The sequence below is a fragment of the Gayadomonas joobiniege G7 genome (assembly GCF_000300815.1).
Classification (GTDB): Bacteria; Pseudomonadota; Gammaproteobacteria; order Enterobacterales; family Alteromonadaceae; genus Catenovulum; species Catenovulum joobiniege.
In genome coordinates this window covers 134,740-153,227 of sequence record NZ_AMRX01000008.1, presented here as the reverse complement: position 1 = coordinate 153,227, position 18,488 = coordinate 134,740, and the positions used below count along the sequence as shown (strand labels likewise).

Annotated in this window: 16 protein-coding genes; 3 read left to right on the top strand and 13 right to left on the bottom strand. The window is 37.2% G+C overall.

The window, feature by feature from the left end; genetic code table 11:
* Positions 1-8: 8 nt before the first annotated feature.
* The gene (locus tag C727_RS0115450; protein ID WP_017446558.1) at positions 9-1,088 is read right to left on the bottom strand and encodes a glycoside hydrolase family 117 protein; all 1,080 of its coding nucleotides are present in this window, start codon (positions 1,086-1,088) and stop codon (positions 9-11) included.
* A 327-nt stretch (positions 1,089-1,415) separates the two neighbouring features.
* Between C727_RS0115450 and C727_RS0115445 the strand changes: the two genes are divergently transcribed.
* Complete coding sequence (locus C727_RS0115445) at positions 1,416-3,830, top strand: beta-galactosidase (RefSeq protein WP_017446557.1); 2,415 nt, start codon at positions 1,416-1,418, stop codon at positions 3,828-3,830.
* A gap of 87 nt (positions 3,831-3,917) precedes the next feature.
* On the opposite strand, the gene C727_RS0115440 is transcribed toward C727_RS0115445, so the two are convergent.
* The 7 genes from C727_RS0115440 to C727_RS0115410 all read right to left on the bottom strand — a co-directional run bounded on the left by C727_RS0115440 (position 3,918) and on the right by C727_RS0115410 (position 11,911).
* Positions 3,918-5,324, bottom strand: a complete 1,407-nt coding sequence (locus tag C727_RS0115440) for an alkaline phosphatase family protein (protein ID WP_017446556.1) — start codon at positions 5,322-5,324, stop codon at positions 3,918-3,920.
* A 9-nt stretch (positions 5,325-5,333) separates the two neighbouring features.
* Entirely contained in the window at positions 5,334-6,539 is a 1,206-nt protein-coding gene (gene eboE, locus C727_RS0115435) for a metabolite traffic protein EboE (RefSeq protein ID WP_017446555.1), read from the bottom strand.
* Entirely contained in the window at positions 6,536-7,414 is an 879-nt protein-coding gene (locus C727_RS0115430; RefSeq protein WP_017446554.1) for a TatD family hydrolase, read from the bottom strand. The genes eboE and C727_RS0115430 overlap by 4 nt, the downstream gene beginning before the upstream one ends.
* Positions 7,415-7,430: 16 nt before the next feature.
* Positions 7,431-8,168, bottom strand: a complete 738-nt coding sequence (locus C727_RS19180; protein ID WP_017446553.1) for an EboA domain-containing protein — start codon at positions 8,166-8,168, stop codon at positions 7,431-7,433.
* Between the two features lie 7 nt (positions 8,169-8,175).
* Positions 8,176-9,006: a UbiA family prenyltransferase gene (locus C727_RS0115420; RefSeq protein ID WP_162131406.1), complete on the bottom strand. Its 831-nt coding sequence runs from the start codon at positions 9,004-9,006 to the stop codon at positions 8,176-8,178.
* A 121-nt stretch (positions 9,007-9,127) separates the two neighbouring features.
* Positions 9,128-10,300 carry a XylR family transcriptional regulator gene (locus tag C727_RS0115415; RefSeq protein ID WP_017446551.1) on the bottom strand — a complete coding sequence of 391 codons (1,173 nt, stop codon included), beginning with the start codon at positions 10,298-10,300 and terminating at the stop codon, positions 9,128-9,130.
* Between the two features lie 117 nt (positions 10,301-10,417).
* Complete coding sequence (locus C727_RS0115410) at positions 10,418-11,911, bottom strand: replication initiation protein (RefSeq protein WP_017446550.1); 1,494 nt, start codon at positions 11,909-11,911, stop codon at positions 10,418-10,420.
* Positions 11,912-12,556: 645 nt separating this feature from the next.
* Between C727_RS0115410 and C727_RS0115405 the strand changes: the two genes are divergently transcribed.
* Together C727_RS0115405 and C727_RS0115400 are read left to right on the top strand one after the other, a co-directional pair.
* Entirely contained in the window at positions 12,557-13,786 is a 1,230-nt protein-coding gene (locus C727_RS0115405; protein ID WP_017446549.1) for a ParA family protein, read from the top strand.
* 3 nt (positions 13,787-13,789) lie between these two features.
* A complete protein-coding gene (locus tag C727_RS0115400) occupies positions 13,790-14,725 on the top strand; it encodes a ParB N-terminal domain-containing protein (protein WP_017446548.1) in 936 nt (311 codons plus the stop codon).
* Positions 14,726-14,730: 5 nt separating this feature from the next.
* Here the strand turns inward: C727_RS0115400 and C727_RS0115395 are convergent, their stop codons facing one another.
* From C727_RS0115395 to C727_RS0115370, 5 genes are all read right to left on the bottom strand, one after another.
* The gene (locus C727_RS0115395; protein WP_017446547.1) at positions 14,731-15,624 is read right to left on the bottom strand and encodes a DNA replication terminus site-binding protein; all 894 of its coding nucleotides are present in this window, start codon (positions 15,622-15,624) and stop codon (positions 14,731-14,733) included.
* A gap of 75 nt (positions 15,625-15,699) precedes the next feature.
* Positions 15,700-16,065, bottom strand: a complete 366-nt coding sequence (locus C727_RS0115390; protein ID WP_017446546.1) for a hypothetical protein — start codon at positions 16,063-16,065, stop codon at positions 15,700-15,702.
* A gap of 51 nt (positions 16,066-16,116) precedes the next feature.
* On the bottom strand, positions 16,117-16,392 hold the full coding sequence (locus C727_RS0115385; protein WP_017446545.1) for an HU family DNA-binding protein: 276 nt from the start codon (positions 16,390-16,392) through the stop codon (positions 16,117-16,119).
* Between the two features lie 152 nt (positions 16,393-16,544).
* A complete protein-coding gene (locus tag C727_RS0115380) occupies positions 16,545-17,063 on the bottom strand; it encodes a hypothetical protein (RefSeq protein ID WP_017446544.1) in 519 nt (172 codons plus the stop codon).
* 254 nt (positions 17,064-17,317) lie between these two features.
* Positions 17,318-18,466: a hypothetical protein gene (locus tag C727_RS0115370; RefSeq protein WP_017446542.1), complete on the bottom strand. Its 1,149-nt coding sequence runs from the start codon at positions 18,464-18,466 to the stop codon at positions 17,318-17,320.
* Positions 18,467-18,488 lie beyond the last annotated feature (22 nt).

Below are 18,488 nucleotides of genomic sequence, written 5' to 3'. Positions count from 1 at the left end.
ATTTATTTTTAGTTGGAGTTCTGAAATGTCCCTGCATCTAATATCTGACGCTTTACCCGATATCGGCAAATATAATTCCAGTTCCAAGAATCATCATATTTGTGACATAAGCCCCAGTATAAACCAGGTGCCTCTATCTCGCGATCTTGTGGGTCTCTGAATATACCTAAAGCTTCTGGTGCACCTTTAATATGCGACATTATTTCAAAGTTAATACCGTCTTTTGCCCATTGAATGGTATTTTTTTCTGGCCCATCCGTCGTAATCAATGACGCTATACCACCATTATAGTGCCAAACTGCAACTTCATGGCCCGAATTACTAATTGGGTTGTATTCAGACTTAGTATACGGACCTAAAATATCGTCTGCGATGGCAACACCATGTTTAATTTCTCGACCACCAAAATTCATACCCTCGCCCATAGTTTCGCCTTTATAATATAAATAAAACTGGCCGTTAAAAAACATTAAACAAGGGTCGTGAACTTTGTGACTATCAAAGCTACCTTTTGATTTAACTTTAAAACGATTATCTTCATCACCGTCCCATTCACCATCTTTTGATGGGCTCAAAATAGGCTGTTCAGATTTTAACCATGGACCATAAGGGCTATCCGCATGTGCTATCGCTATTTCTTCATATTGGCGGTTAGTATACGGATACTGAACTGTCTGATAGACCAGATAATATCGCCCATCGTGAGCTAGAACCTCTGGCGTAAAAACAGCCCTATCATCGTAACGACCACTTTCACCACGGGCAATTGCACAACCTTCTTCATGCCATACTAAACCATCATCTGAGGTCGCATGCCAAACTTCAGTCAAATCCCACGGGAATACTTTATCACAAGGATTGGTAGAACCAAAACCAACAGTTTCGCCTGTCCCCTTTGTATACCAAACATGATATTTTCCATCAACCTGTATGACAGCAGTCGGATCTCGTCTGATAACACCTTCTTCGTAAGCAAAATCACCTTGTAACGGTTCTTCTTCAAATTCGATCAACCATTCGGGACCTTTGTTATCATAACCACGTTCGATGGCGCGTTTACTTGCAAGACTTAATTTTTTTTCAGACATAATAGTGATTCCTCATCTTGCGACCCCGTTTGTCACTATATTGTAAACGGAATCGGCGTATACATAAACATAACTAAAATATTTTATCGTAATTTCTTATATTAAATTGACAGCCGAAAAAGGTGTATTACAACTCCCCTAAAAATCCTCATTATCTATAACTTTTTTTCAAAAATTATTGACTCAATAGATATTAAGTTTATATTGCACTATATACCAATTAAAGTTAATTGTTAACAATTATAAAAAATATCATCGCTTGATGCACTTAATTAGTTGTTTGCAAATAGCCAATTGTTTTATTACGTCATTAAACAGAGGTAGTCAATGCCATCACTTACACAAGTTAATCCATTTAACGGGTTTAAATTAGCGGTTATCCCAGCACTATGCGGGCTTGTTTTAGCCTGTCAATCACAAACACAAAAAAGCAGTGTCCCTCAATTACCGGAACAAACCCTCTTTAGCTTCGAAAGCCAGCAAATCCCTATGACAGTCGATTTTGTTAATGCAAAAGGGCGTTTAGTACAGCAATCAGCAACTAAAGGAAAACAAGCTCTGCAGGTTAACTTTGACTCGTCTAACCATGAATACTCAGCAGTAAATTTTAAACCACAACAAGCATGGGATTGGTCAAACTATGACAGTTTTAGCATAGCTTTTGATATTGCCAACCATGGCCAGTATTCAACTCAATTGTTTTTAAATGTTTATGATATCGACGGGCAAGTGTATACCAGAAGCGTTACTGTGCCTGTTGGTGATAGTAAAACTTATTATTCAAAGATGGCAGGGCATGACTTAGGCAGCCCTTCAGAGTCCGATGATGAAAAAGTTGAATTAAACTTAAGCTCGGGTTTACGTTCAAACCCAGCCACTTGGGATTCTGACGATGTGCAATTTATATGGATGTGGGGCACTAAAAATCTAAATATAAAAGGTATAAAAGAAATTTCTTTAAGCGTGCAATATAACTTACATGACAAAGAAATTACGTTAGATAATGTGCGAGTGATGGCCAACCCTAAGATGGACCCGGACTATTTAAAACATATTGTTGATAAATTTGGTCAACCGACCCGATTAGAATATGAAGAAAAAATTCACTCGTTAGATGAACTTCATGCAGCAAGAGACGCTGAGTTAGCCCGCTTAAATGGCGGAGAAAAACTTGGGGATAGATCCAAATATAGTGGTTGGAGAAATGGCCCTAAATTAGAAGCAACTGGTTATTTTCGTACTGAAAAAATTGGTGACAAGTGGACATTAGTTGATCCGGAAGGTTATTTATATTTCACGACCGGAATCGACAACGTTCGTATGTCTAATGCAACCACGCTGACTGGTTATGATTATGATCAGTCTGCAATTAATCAAAGAACGGCAGGGGAGGTCACTCCTGAAGATTCACAAGGTTTAAACCCGCCGCCGGCACGCGCTCATAGTACCCGACATTTGGTATCTGAAACGCGCGCAAATATGTTTGAATGGTTACCTGCCGACCATAATGACCCGTTAGCTAACAACTTTGGCTACCGTCGTGCTGCTCACTCTGGACCACTTGAAAGAGGTGAAGTATTTAGTTTTTATATGGCGAATTTAGAGCGTAAATATGGTGAAACAACCCCTTATTCTTACCTTAAAGACTGGTCTAAAGTGACCGTAGATCGTATGTTAAGTTGGGGTTTTACTTCTTTTGGTAACTGGATTGACCCTATGTTTTACGATAACCAACGCATTCCGTATTTTGCTAACGGTTGGATAATTGGTGACTTTAAAACGGTATCTAGCGGCAATGATTTTTGGGGCGGTTTACCAGATGTGTTCGATCCTAAATTTGCCGAAAGGGCAGAGGTGACCATCAAAAAGATTGCTGAAGAAGTGCAAAATAGTCCTTGGTGTGTGGGCGTGTTTATCGATAATGAAAAGAGCTGGGGTCGTCCTGAAACAAAAACCAGTGAGTTAGGCATAGTGATTCATACGCTAACCAGAAATGGTGATGAATCACCAACTAAAAATATGTTTACGCAAAAAATGCGTGAAAAATATCAAACAATCACACAATTAAACACAGCTTGGAATACCCAGATTAAAGATTGGGCTCAATTTCATAAAGGTGAATTTAATAGCAAGATTGATGCAAACAATGCCCAACAAGTAGCGGACTATGAACAACTACTTTATTCATACGCCCATGAATATTTCCGTATTGTTGATCAAACATTAGAAAAACACCTCCCAAATCACATGTATATGGGGGTTCGTTTTGCCGATTGGGGCATGCCTATGCCGGTTGTCAAAGCATCTGCTGAGTTTGTCGATGTTGTAAGTTTTAATCTATATAAAGAAGGTGTTACCCCGAAAAAATGGGCATTTTTAGAGGATTTAGACATGCCGACCATTATTGGGGAGTTCCACATGGGTACTACAGCTTCAGGCTTTTTCCATCCTGGTTTGATCCACGCAGCGAATCAAGAGGATAGGGCACGTATGTATCAAGATTATATGAAGTCCGTTATAGACAATAATTACTTTATTGGTGCTCACTGGTTCCAATATCTTGATTCACCGATTACCGGGCGTGCTTACGACGGTGAAAACTATAATGTTGGTTTTGTGTCTGTGACTGATATCCCATATAACGCTATGGTCGATGCCGCCAGAGAACTGCATGGCAACTTATATGAAAGACGATTTAAAGATGTGCCCGAAGTTAAAGAACTAATACTGAAACAACAATAAGACTCCCCATCCAAGGGTGACTCGGTTTAATTCCGGTCACCCTTTTTCTATTCACCTATACTAGTGTTCAACGTTGAACAACTTAAATTAACTAAAATACGCCTCAATCAATGATTTGATTTGCGTCATATGATAATAGGATGTTGTGACTCCACCTTGTATTTTTTGCTGTAATTTTTCCGGCAGAATAAGAATAGGTCCATGTTCAGGATCATCAACTGGCCGTCCGTGACTTCCTTTAATCAGCTCAGGTTTAATCGGTATCACATCCATTAGATAACGGAAACCCAGTTTTTTCTTAGCGACTCGTTTAGCAACCGACAGCAAAGGAAACTTCAAATCAGGGTCGATAAACATTTCACAAGGGTCATAACCAGGTTTACGATGTATATCGACCGTACGTGCAAATTCAGGAGCATTGGCGTCATCAAGCCAATAATAGTAAGTAAACCAAACATTCGGTTTTGCAATTAACAGCAATTCACCGCTACGTTCATGGGCTAACCCTAATGCTTCCTGTTGGCTTTTATTTAACACGGATTCAATACCTGGCTGTTCGCGTAATAACGCCTCTACAGCTGCTATATCTTGGCTGTTTTTGATATATACGTGAGCAACCTGGTGGTCAACCGCGGCAAACGCACGTGAAGCACCACAATCTAGATTTTCCATATGATGAGTACGGCGAACATTAATGTAACCAGATTTTCGTAGGATCTGATTCACTGGGACAGCTTGTGAAACTTCAGTAATGCCATATTCAGACAACAATATAAACTCGGCTCCTTCGCTACTCAACTCATGAATGAGTTCACCGATAACCGCATCAATCGCTTTAATTTCAGCTTTTGCTTGCGGACTCTCAGGCCCAAACTTTTGCAAACTATAGTCAAGGTGTGGCAAATAAACTAATTGAAGGTTAGGGCGGTTACGTTTAAATTCTTCTATCGCACAATCAGCTATCCATTTACTAGCGCCTATTCCAGCTTTTGGCCCCCAAAAGTTAAAAAATGGGAACTTACCTATCTTTTTTTCAATCGACTCATGCAAGCCACTCGGGCTTGAATACAGGTCAAATATTTTATTGCCGTCTGCTAGATAGTGAGGTCTAGGTGTGATGCTGGCGTCAACCTCAGCGTACATGTTGTACCACCAAAATAACTTAGACACCTTAAAGTTTTGATAACGCTTTTTAAGCGGATGCCAAACTTTTTCTGCTTGTACAAGATGATTCGGTTGTTTCCAAAACATGACCTCGGCTAAATCTTTAAAATACCAACCATTTGCGACTATGCCATGTTTGTTCGGCATTTCGCCTGTTAACATACAAGCCTGAGACGTTGTGGTCACTGCTGGAACGACCTCTTTTAAATGATTCTTTTTATAACCCGACTCTAATAAACGATTAAGGTTAGGGGTATCTTCACCTAACATCCATGGGCTAAGGGCGACAACATTTAATACAACAAGATGTTTCCCTTGTTGGTTAACCATAATACTCTCCTAGCTTAACAAATCACGCTCTGATAGCGCAGACTCTAACCATGCAAACTCTTTAACGATTCCATCTATCATTTCGATATCTTTATCGAAAGAATCCCTTAAATAAACCAGCCAAGTATAAGTTTCAATTTCTAATACAGGTTTAAGAGAATGCTCGGCAATAAAATCGAGTGTTTCTAAAATTTGATTTTGTGTGGTCGAAAAATAATTAACCGGTAATGATGCTAAAAAGATCGGTAAGTGAAAGTGTACATAACAGTCAAATCCTTTGGGATGATGCTTAAAAAATTCAAACAAGGGATCCGTTTGTAAATCACTTAATCTCACCGAATTATTATGGCCAGATTTGAGTAGAGTTTGATGTAAAAATTTTGGCTCGTTGAAGGTATTGCATAGCTCGAGCAATTGGTTTTCATTTGTTACATGTAACTTTAAAGCACTGGAAATTTGCACTTTAGCAATATGGATACCTAACTGATTAATACGAGATAGTGAAGTCGTGATATCTTCTGCCATGACGGCTTGATGACAGGTATCGTAACAAACCCCTATATGCCTATTAACTTGCGTAGGAGCATAACCAGCTTTTTCCATAAAGGCGTACAAATAACTGAAAAACTCACATAGTTGATCAGTCGTTTCCAAAACACAATCTGGCTCCATTTCTAATGCTATCACTATCTGTTTACCAGTTTGTTCTTCTAACATTAAAAGTTGTTGTAACAAAAGCAACAAATGGTCAAAAGCATTTTGCTGTGATCTGGCCGACCAATGTTTACCGTAACCCAAGGGTAAACTAGATATTACGCCAACGATGTTATCGTCTGGTAGACATTGAGCCAAAATTTTAGCCAATTTAACGGTATAATTTAAACGTCGAATATCCGACCAATTGGGTAAATAAACTTTTTCTTTGACCACCGCTTGATGAAAGTCAACCTGTGGAAAACCATTTAAACTAGTCAACTGAATACCTCTGTCTTGCAAAACTGCTTTAAACTCATCCATACGCTCAGCAGATCCATATAATTCATTTGCAACTGATTCAGATAACCACAAGCCGGCTTCCATATATTCCAGGCTTCTTTTATTGCGCACTTTAGCCGAATAATCAGCTAAGTTTTCCTGTAACTGAGTTAAATTGGCACAAGGATGTACGTTAGCACAATAGGCTAACGCTTCACGGGAATATGCGACTTTTCTCATTCAATGATTGGGTCCTGACCACGAGTGACTCTGTTGTCATTATAAGTTTTAGTTTGATCAATCCGTGCTCTACGAACACTATCTAACGAGATGCGACCACTTTGCGCAAAAAAATTGATTGGGTTTTTGAACGTCACTAATTCAACTTCTTCCTCACTAAAACCAGACTCCAACATGGCCTGGGCCGTCTTTGGGACTTTTAGCGGATCACTAATGCCCCAGTCAGCAGCACTGTTCACAATCATTTTTTCTAAACCATATTCTTTTAACAATGCAACCATACGAGGTTCAGACATTTTGGTATTTGGATATATACTATGGCCACGCCAGCAGTCAGTCTCTAATACAAGGGGAAGCGTTTGTTCATTTAGGTGATCAATTAAAACCATTTCCTCAGCAATACCACTTTCGCGTATCGCATCTATTGTTTTTTTAGTTCCATTTACTTTGTCTCTATGGGGTGTGTGAATTAAAACTGGTAAATTTAATTCTTTTGCAAGCGCCAATTGTTCCATTAAAAATCTGTGTTCTTCAGGCGTCATATCGTCATATCCAATTTCACCAATACCAACAACATTCTCTTTGTGGCAGTATCTAGGTAAAATTTTCATCACAGCTTCTGCAAGCTCGACATCATTAGATTCTTTAGGGTTCAATCCCATGGTACAAAAATGCATAATGCCAAATTGAGATGCTCTAAAATGCTCCCAACCGATTAAGGTATCAAAATAATCAATAAAAGAACCCACTTGAGTACGTGGTTGTCCGAGCCAAAATGCTGGCTCGATAACACCAACAATACCGGCATCGGCCATGTTTTGGTAATCATCTGTCGTACGCGAAAGCATATGAATATGCGGATCGAAATAGTTCATAAAAAATTCCTATAAATTAAATAAGGTTAAGACCATTCATCTGTTGTTTATGTTCCGGATCTTTTTGGCTGTAATAACGGTAAACCTTATCTGAAAGTGATAAATTCGCGGTCTCTAAGTCTTGTTTAATAACCGCTAACCATAACGAAGCAGGGACATCTCTTGATGCATTCATTTGTTCGATTGCGTATGAAAACACCATATTGGAGAGGGCAGGGTTAAGGCGCTTAGATAAGCCCAGAACGCGACTAATATCTAACCCCATAAACAAGGACTTAAGGACCAGTTGATTAAAGTTTAAATCTTCAAAATGAGCGGCAGGGTAGGGGTTGTCAAAAGCCAGGGCAGAAAATTCATCAACCTGATTCGTTCGTGCAGCACGTTGGGCGGTTGCAACCGCCTCACCTGATTCATCAAGATAATACAAGCTACGCAGTAAAGATATCTTTTCCGACGGATCTGCAAAGCGGTAATAATCTGCGACACTTTGTTTAATTTGCTCATCTGAATGTTTAATAAATAAATAAAATAAAACACCACGGCAATAATCTACATTTGTCAGCATTAAAGAAGGTAGATTCTGAGCTGAAAAATCCCCTAATGCTCTTTTACTTTGTGTAGATAAAGTTAAAAAATGATCAAAGTCATAGCTGGAACAAGCTAGGCTTTCTGTCGCTTGTTTCAACCAGTGTTCGACCTGTTCAACGTTGAGCACCTGTTCAGCAGGCCGTTCAAATAGATTTGAATCTTTCATAGTTATATCAACTTAAATAGGTTTTTGAAGCTAACCAGCGACAAATCGGGATAAAAGATAAAATAACAGCAGCAATTAAAAATTGACCATAAACAGCGGCTAACAAGGCATCTAGCGGAATAATATAGATCAGCATTTTACCGATAAATTGCTGGATTTTTTGCGGTTTAAAATCAGCGTAAACTTGTAAAATACCGCGGAACAAAGGAATGAAAACAGCCAAAATCGCCAAGCTCAAACCAATTTTGCTTAAATGCTCAAATGGCCCAACAACCCACAAAAGTGTAAGTAGGGCGGCTATCACGGCACAAACGAAAAATACAGTTACTGCGACAGCACTTTTGTCTCTGGCTTCTTCTTCTTGTTTGGCTAAATAAGTTAAACCAAATATGTAGAGCGCAATAGGTAAGCAGAAAACCAGATCTTGCCATTGACTGAATATTCCAACAGCAAAACTTGCGCCTAACAAATAGTTATACAAACGACAATTGGCCATCATAAATGCACCAATCACACCATTTTTTAAACGATAGTTATATAAAAGAATCAACCCTGCAAGCATACTCGCAATAACACCAGACAATGGGTTGAACCAAAAGGCTAACATAACACCGCAAACCATAAAAAGCGCACCAAGTCCCCAGGCTGTCGATAAACGAATACGCCCGTCTACTAATGGCCTATTAGGTCTATAAATCTTATCTTCTGGATAATCAAAACAATCGTTTAATATCATGCCTGAATAAAATAAACACAAACTAGCCATGATCAAAGATACGATGCTAAAATCATAAGTACTAGCGGTGGCAATGGCTGACGCTGCCAAAATATTTGACACTGCAGAAAACCCGTTCGGGCCTCTACATAACTGAAAAAAAGCTTTTAAATAAGCCATATAAGATACAAACTCGATAGGGTTAAAAACTGTTAATTTAGCAAAAAATGACGGTTGTTAACAGTTAAACTAAATTTCGTTTCCGATATTCACTAGGGGTCATATTAAAGGTTTTTTTAAACACCATAATCATATATTGCGATGACTTAAACCCAAGGATTTTGGCAATTTCGGCCAATGTCAGTTTACTATTAAGCAGGTACTCGCAAACTAATTCTAATTGCGCATTAAAAATAACATCGTGAACTGTTGAGCCAATCTCCCGTTTAAATCTTTTGTCTAAATTAGACCGAGAAACCTGCAAATACTCAAGCACATGAACGACTTTTATACCTTTCCTGACATTTTCTTTAATGTATGCGATAGCATCACGCACTATATTATCTTGCACAACTTCAATATCTGTACTCTTAGACGCCTGTACACCAATCGGATCTATAATATGGATACTGGGCTCTGTTTTACTACCCGTTAACATACCATCTAACAATTTAGCAGCCAGATAACCCATATGCTCGCTACCTTGCATCACAGTACTGAGCTGATTTCCTGTGATATCCAAAATTAGCTCATCGCCATCAACACCTAAAATCGACACGTCGGTAGGGACTTTACACCCAGTTTGGTGACAAGCCTCATAAACCTGCCAGGCACGCATATCGCAAGGCGCCATCACAGCAACAGGTTTTGGCAAACTAACTAACCAGCGGGCCAACAGATTAATCGTCAACACTCTATCTCTGTTTGGTTCACTGCTGCGATAGATAAAAATATCTTTATCTTGAATGCCGTTTTGATTTAAAAACTGGCAAAAAGATACCTCCCGTTCTGCAGCCCAACGAGAATGTTCGCCCACAAAACCAGTGAAAAAAGCAAATGTTTTAAACCCCAAATTTAGTAGGTGTTTAGCGCCTAATTCAGAGATTTTTTGATTATTCGTGGCAACATAAGGGATCTGTTTAGGGTAGTGCTCAGGATCACGGTAAGAACCACCAACCGCCACACAGGGCAAAGATTTTTGTTTGATAAAAGTTGCGACCTCAGGATCATCAAAATCTGCAATTATCCCATCTCCAACCCAGCTGACCAAATTATCGAGTCGGGTAACAAAATCATCCTCAATACAAATATGCCAGTTACTGACCTCTCGCATATAAGCTGATATTCCCTTGATTATTTTTCTGTCATACCCCTTATTAGCGTTAAAAAGAACAGCCACTTTTTTAACATTTTGCATTAATTGAGCCTTGCACTAAAAATATAAACCTAGTTATAACTATTTATATATTAACAGATTTAAATCTCAAAATGCACACATAGCATTAACTTGTTTTGCTATTAGGTAAAATTAACGCTAATTATTAAAGTCAGTTAAACACTCAACATCAATGTCTGGGTTTTCTAAAAATAGTTTTTGAGCTTTTTTTACCCGTTTATCGACTTCACTGCGCACATATATCTCTGGTGCGTAGTGTTTAATAATAAACTCACGTAAGTTAGCTTCCAGTGCTTTAACCGGCAGGTTATCGTACATATAACTACTTGACGGGTTATTTTTAAGCTGATGTTTACGACACGCCGCTTCCACTTCGAGCAATTCATCCGCCGAAAGCTCACTTAAATATTTATCAACTATCTCACAGCGATATTCTTTAATGACATTAACTTCAACTCGTTCCAAGTCTTCATTCAATTTAGCTTGTGCTGCTTTTAAACGTGTTTTTTCTTGTTTAAGTTTATCTCGTTCTTCTTTTTCGATGATCTTCCAACGTGATTCGAAACTATCAATGTTACTAATCAACATTTTTTTGAAATAGCGGGCAGGGTTGTCTTTATTGCGACCATATTTTTCATATAAATCGAGATTAAAGCTAATATAATGAAGATCTTTTAAACTAATATGTTCGTCAAAGTACTTGGGGTCTTCGTTAGTTTCGTTTAATAATTGGCGGGTAACGTGCAATAAACCAAAATCTTCTAACAATTCTAAAACGTCATCCTTAAATTCATTACTATCAGAAAGATCACTTAAGTCTTCTTTTTCACGAATGAAGAATACTATCTCTCGAATTGGTTTGCCAACAAACTGCGGAGTGATAGTAAAATCAACAAAGTCAGCATTGTTGATATTTTTAACGGCCGGCGATATCACTCGTTTATTGAAATCTTTGAACTTTTCGTGAGACCACTTTTTTTCACCATTTTCATAAGTATAACTAACATTCATTAGTTCGCGGAACTTTTCTACCGTATATGAAAAACGTCTTTTTCGCTCTGAAGAGGCAAACAATGCAAGTTCATACAACCTAGGAGTATATTTATCAGACCAAGCACCGTTTGCAATTCTTAAATTTACGGCCAGGGATTTTAGACCTTCATGATTTAAAAGTTCACGTCTAACGTCTGCATCTAAGCGTATTGTCAGCATCCCATTTAGAACTTCGGCACGTGTCACATACTGTTGAAAGCCCACTTCTTCGCCCGCAAGTCGATTTCCTTTGCCATCTTGAGTTTCTGAAACGCCCCATTCAATGTGAAGGTTTTTTAATAACGAGATGGCTTTTTTAGCTTTTGTTAGATTGTTAGACTTCCATTCCATATATTGACAGAATTTAGATAATGGTAATTCAATATCGTAATGGCTATTACCTAGCAGAGCTTCAACATTTTCTATTGAATCATAACGTTTGGTTACATCATTTTGCAGGGCCATCATAACTGCGTTCATGCATTTATATAAAGCAGATGTCAGAGATCCGTTTTTTGACCGAAACGATATCACACGTTCAGATTTAGTTACTATATTGCCGTGTTCTGTTTCTTCACCGTAGCCTACAAACTCTGTCATCTTGTTCCCCCAATAAAACTAACGGTGTTATATATTTAAATTGTAACTTTGTCAATAAACACGTAAAAAGCGCCACCTTGTTAATTAAATGTATCATAAAATACTAAGGTGGCAATATGTACTAAACGGATAAATGCAAGCTCTATAGGTGGCGTAATGTACTAAATTAATTTAAAAAAGAGGCCCTATGTACGGGTAAAGGTGGCTACAAGTACTATAAATAAAGGATATTAATCTAACTAAACTCGTACATAGAGCCACTTAACCAGGTACAGTTAGCCACTTGTTTAAGTACCTAAGGCCACTCAAGATGTACAAGACGCCACTTTAACTAAGTACAACCTGTCTCTTTACTATTACAATTAGCCACTTTAATAGTTTAAGTTATTGATTTTTAGTTCTAATCCGTAGATCGATCAGATCATATATATAACTCTATATATATTGATCAGATCAGACACATGAACAGCACGTTATGCCACCTTAATAAAAAACAGTTGAGCTTTTATAAAACACGCACAAATTGCCACCTTATCAGTATAATAATGAATGTCTATATTGATACTTACAACCATCAAAAACACTTGTTAAGTATCAATATCATTGATAATATAATCTTTTACTAATTGTTTTAAGATCATTAATATGAGTAAAGTTATCAATAAACTCAATGATTTAAGCGAAAAGTTAACTGAATTTAATTATTCGCGTTATCAAAGCGTATTAAATCAACGCATGGTCGGTGATATTGAAAGAATTATTGAAAACAATTCTCTCAATATGAATGAAGCCGCAAAAGTTTGCCAAATGTCCCGTAATACTTTTAAAGCAAAATACGAAGAGGCCGTTGAAAACGGCATAGTGCCTGCAGCCATTTTAAAACAAAATAAATATTTGTTTACCCTAAAGCACATGCATGTATTAATGAACCATTTTGGTTTACCTAAATGGTCCGACAGAAACTTAAAAACTCAGGTAATTAATCTACAAAACCAAAAAGGTGGCACTGGAAAATCAACAACGGCAACAACTTTAGCCGCTTCACTTGCAATTGGTTTACACGAACGTATTCGAGTTTTATTAATTGATTTAGATCCCCAAGGCTCGTTAAGAAACTATTTGTTGCCACAGGAAAACTACAGTACTGATATACTGACAGCAGTCGATTTAATGTTAGGTGATGAAGAAGATGGTCTTTATAAAGCATATCGTGAAGAAGGTTATACTCATCGACAAATTTTAAAAAATAGCATTCATGAAACTCATATACCTTCATTGCATGTCTTACCATCTTACTCTGAAGATGAGCGCTTTTCTCAAAAAGCTTGGTTGCATTATGCTAAAGAAGGTAGATTAGATCATATTTCTTTATTAAAAGAAAAAGTCATTGACGAAATCAGAGATGATTATGATGTGATCATGATAGATACTGGTCCTCATATCAACCCTTTAGTATGGTCTGCACAATATGCATGTGATGGCATCATTGTCCCTTTTACACCAAGAGAATTAGATTGGCATAGTACATGTTCTTTTTTGTGCAATTTACCATTACATTTAGCGACTCTGCCAAACAAAGGGGAAAACGTTAAATGGTTTAAATGCTTAGCGACAAATTACAATATTGAATTTGGCCGTGATAAACACATGATGGATGAAGCGCGTCGTGCACTAGGGGAAAATATTTTTAGTAGCCAGTTGGTGAGCTCATATGCGTTTGAAGCTGCGGCTCGCAATCAGTGTACAATTTTTGACATAAAAAAAGTCGAAGGATTATGTACAGATAAACAATTAGATAAAGCTTTAACTTATACAGAAACCCTCAAAGACGAAGTGTTAAGATTTTTAGAAGCAGTATCATCTGCGCAGGATTAATTTATGGTTGACGATTCTTTTTATAAAAGTGCCAGAACACAAATGAAGCGACCAAATATTGGTGATACCATGAGCTTGCCCAGTCCGACTGGCAAAGGTGTTTATCAATTTAGGTTAGTTAAAATAAGCAGTGAAGATGTAACAAAAGTAATAAAAAAATCACCGTTTAACCGACGCAGCGCCGAACATTTAACAAAAGCAGCAGTGAACGATATTTTACCAAGCATTCAAGAAATGAAGCGTAATATCGAACCGGCAAAAGCGATTGGCAGTAAAGACAAAATGACTTTGTTAGAAGGTATGCGTCGTTCTTATGCAGTGTCTTTAGTGCCAGGTGCCAACTTTTACGTTTGGTTAACCGATAATATTTCGAGTGAAGACGAGAAAATTTTAGTTAAATCAGCGGATGAATACCAAAAGCCGACAACAGTTGATTTAGCGTTGTCAATTAGAGCAATGCAAATACAAGACAATTCCGCTAGTTTATCGGTTCGACAATTAGCAGATCATTTTGGTGTTAGCACTGGCACAGCACAAAATGCAATTTCTATTACAAAAATACCAGAACCAGTGTTTAAATTATTTCCAGCGATAAAATATATCAGTATTCGATTTTTACTGAGTTTGATCAATATTTCTGAGCAAAAGCTGATTAATGTTGCGCAACAAATAAAATCAGAACTCACGGATATTGATTTAAACGATGAAGGGAGCTGTCAAAAAGAAGCCAATCGAATTCAAGCCAGGTTTAAAAAGGTATTACAGCAACTTGATGAGCCGAACGAACCTGTTGAAAAAACAGAACAAGAAATTGCATGGCTGTCGATGAATAAAAAAGGTGTTAAAACCAAAGTCAAACCCGACGGAACTTTGGTTTTAGAGTTAGCTAAAAATCAACAAAAACTGTCGGCTCAGTTATTAAAAATTTTAAAATCATAACATCTTTATTGTTTCAAACACGCGTACAGATGTAAGTACTTACTTATGTTCTTATATCTGTACTTCCTTCCATTTTTAATTTCATCTGGCCGCTTTGGCGGCTGACCTAAAAGTTTTTTTACAGGAAACTCACGACCACTATAAAATAATATCACTGGTAATTTAGGTTTAATAGTTTTAGGTTTTTCATCATTAAATGCTAAATATAAAACTGGCTCTATCGGTTTAGGGCGGATAATTTTGACCAAAGTATTATTATCTAAATGGGCATCAATTTGATTTTTGACTTTTTCTATATGTAATCGCCACTCATTTGCTGTTAATAATTCCGGTGGGTAGGGGATGCGTTTATCTAACTTTTCTTTATAATGAATAAAGTCATCGATATTTTGATGAATAAAATCTAGGTTCCATGAGAATGAAGCAGACTTTATGTCATCATCATAAGTATCTATTTTTCGAGTTAACATCAGTTGATTGACCATAGGCAAAGTTTCAAATAAGAGATCATTTGCTATATAGCGTTTTTCGCCGGATTCTTTATCATTTAAATAAGCAGGTTTCCCGTGATCAGCTAATAAAGCTTTAATCTCTGCTTTGCAGTCATTTATAATTTTAATTTGCTCGGTAAAACGAATAAAAGCATCGGGATCTTTAACGCAAATCACGCCAGGATAACGAGTCACATGTTTTACTATCTCTCCACTTTCTTGTTTAAAGTGGAGAAGTCCCTCTTTAATTAATTCTAGGTGTCCTTCTTCTATGGTTTTAGGTAACTGTTTTTGTGCATCTAGCGGACTTATTTTGTAAACAAGATTAAAGTTGTCTTCTGGGATAGTAAGTTGTTTTATTTCTGTTGTTAATTTTTGATATAGATTTTTTAGTTTGTTTTTTGGCATCTTCTTCCCAACATACGTTTATGTTTGTTTTGATATTATAGTTTATATTTTGTATGTTGGGAAGTCTTAGCCTTTTTATTTTTGTTTTTTATAACGTTTAAAATCTTTATCATCCATAGATAATAAAAACTCAAGCGTATCGCTTAAACAATCAAACTCTAATGCCTCTTGTAATGCGATAAACCTATTATAAACTTGTACAGGTAGGGTGATATTAACCTGCTGTTGTTTTTGCCTGTATAGAGCGACACGGAAGTTATTTAATAGACGATCATGATCACCTTTATCTAAGGCTGTCCGTATATAGGCTTTACTCTCATGATACGATAGGTCGATGGCATGTGAGATTGACTCATGATATAAACAAAATATTCGAGAAGGATTCGCTTTAGCTAAGCCATTAGTGAGATAGACAAACCAAAATTTTTGTTCGAATGTCATAATAGAGTAGGGCAGCAGGTGTCTGAATACACCTGCCAACAAATAATCAACTTATTTGTTTACAGCTTCTTTTAACGCTTTACCTGGTTTAAAAGAAGGAACATTAGCTGCAGCAATTTCAATTTCTTGGCCGGTAGAAGGGTTACGCCCTTTACGAGCAGCTCTGTGTTTCAGACTGAAAGAACCAAAACCGATCAAGTCAACTTTACCACCTTCGGCAAGCTCTTGTGTAACAGACGCCATTAATGCATCAACGGTTTTACTTGCTGCTGCTTGAGAGATGTCAGCACTTTCTGCGATTTTTTTTACTAATTCAGTTTTATTCATTTTATACCCCTTTTTTTATAAAGTCGGCCGTTAATCTATGCGACCTGATTGAAAGATGCAAATAAAACTTAAGCATATTTTCTAAACTTAATAGTTTTTATGCAAATGTTTGTATACTTGGTTAATGTTGCATCAAATTGTATGTTGGGAAGCTATTTCATTGACGCAACCTGGCGACCTAAGTATTCCTGAATATTAGTATTTTTGTTTAGCGCATTTTGTAATATTTCGCCTAGTGCGCCTAAACCTTGGGTGTTATGAACATTTAAATTACAAAGCCAACGACCAGAGGCGTTATCACAAACAGGTTTAATATTCGATGTAAGGGAAAAAACTTCGCCTTGTTTACCTGTGAGTTGGCATTGCATGGCAAGCTTCGGCAGAGAAATTAAATTTTCTTGAATCCAATTACCATAAACTTCTTTTTTATTAAATTTAAGTGGCAATTTACAATTTAAAGACGATGCAAAAGGCGCAAGAATCGCTGATACTTCTTTGTTCTGCATTGCATCGTATTGAACCGTGCAATCAACCTGAGTTTTAAAAATACGTTCCATTTGGGTTTGGCAGTTATCAAATGCAAGCTCAACTGCTTTTTCGCTGGCTGTAACTATAGAGCTTAAACTGGCTGAAATAAAATATAAAACGAACAATATAATTCGAACGAACATAATTTTTACCTGATGATCAAAATTAAGAGTATAACCCAACTTATCCAATTGTTCTGAGATGTCATTGGCAAGTCACAAATACCAATTTGTCTGCTAAGAAAAATAATGGTTCAAATTAAATGAATATAGGTAAATTGCCCGATTTGGTTTTGACAGTGATTTTTAGTTTTCAGCATTTTGTGGGGGTAAATCGTCTGCCAGTATCGAATCAGTTTTTTCATCCGATCTGGCAGCTAGTACATAAATGATTTAAATTATGAAAAAATTGATTGCATCATTGCAATAACTTGATCAACTTTTTTACCGTTTTTTACTTGACTCAAAACCGCATCACGTTGACTTTTTACAAATTCGCTAACATCTGGTGACGCAAGGGCTTGATCGACCAGTTCTTCCGGCGTAAGTTTTTTTCTAACCTTAGGAATTTTTGCAGTTCGTTTTTTTGGATCGTTTTGCGTCGCTTGCACCGCTTTATAATAATTGTTGTCAGTTGCCGTTAAAAACTCAGCTTGCATAAATATATCTATTAAGGCAACCCTATGTTGCCAAATTTCTATTTCACTTTCATCATTAGGTTGTGTAGCACGCCAGAATGCAGTGTTTTGAATGGTTTCTATTACCTGCTCCCAATAAACCGAATATGCGTCTGGCGCTAATCTATCACTATTAAACGCAGCCGCAATTAAATCACTTTCAATAGCGCCAATACAAACAAAAATATCGGGACGGTATAGCGCAAGAATCCGGGTGATTGGATACAAAGGAGCCGTTTTAGCGCCTGTTGTTTGGCAATAACTATGTTTGTAACGGTCGATAAACGCATCGTAATCTGACCGCTTAACTTCGCCATTGAGTGGGATCAATGTCAAAGCTTGATCCAATACATCACGGGCCAGACTAATGTATTGTGCAAACAAACGACTGTTTTTAAATGAGGGTAATGCGAGGGCCTGCCAATCTGATGTAGGCTTTCCAATTAGAGCATTCTGTTGTGGTGTACTCGCATTTTGCAGACCACACAAAAATAAAGATTTAGACTTTTTTAATAACGCTAACCTAGACTCCACCCATCCGCTACGGGCTTGCACTTCGCTAGCAAATATTGGCCAGGGCACAACACGCAACATTTTCAACTGACCAATTAAACAGTTTTTATGTAACTGCTCAATACAAGCTATTAACTCAGGATATTGTTTCTGTTCTAATAAATCAAAATCAAGTTGATGCAAACAAATATCAAGTAACACACGGTTCCAATGAAAAAAATCAGTCGCAATCTCATCAGTTTTTACCGCTAATAAATTTAAACTCAGGCTGGTTAACTGCTTCAAAACTGATTGATATAAAAGATTGTCCGAATCAGATAAGTTCATCTTCACCGGCGCGGATAATAATTTTTTCATAATGATTCTGCCACATTGCACA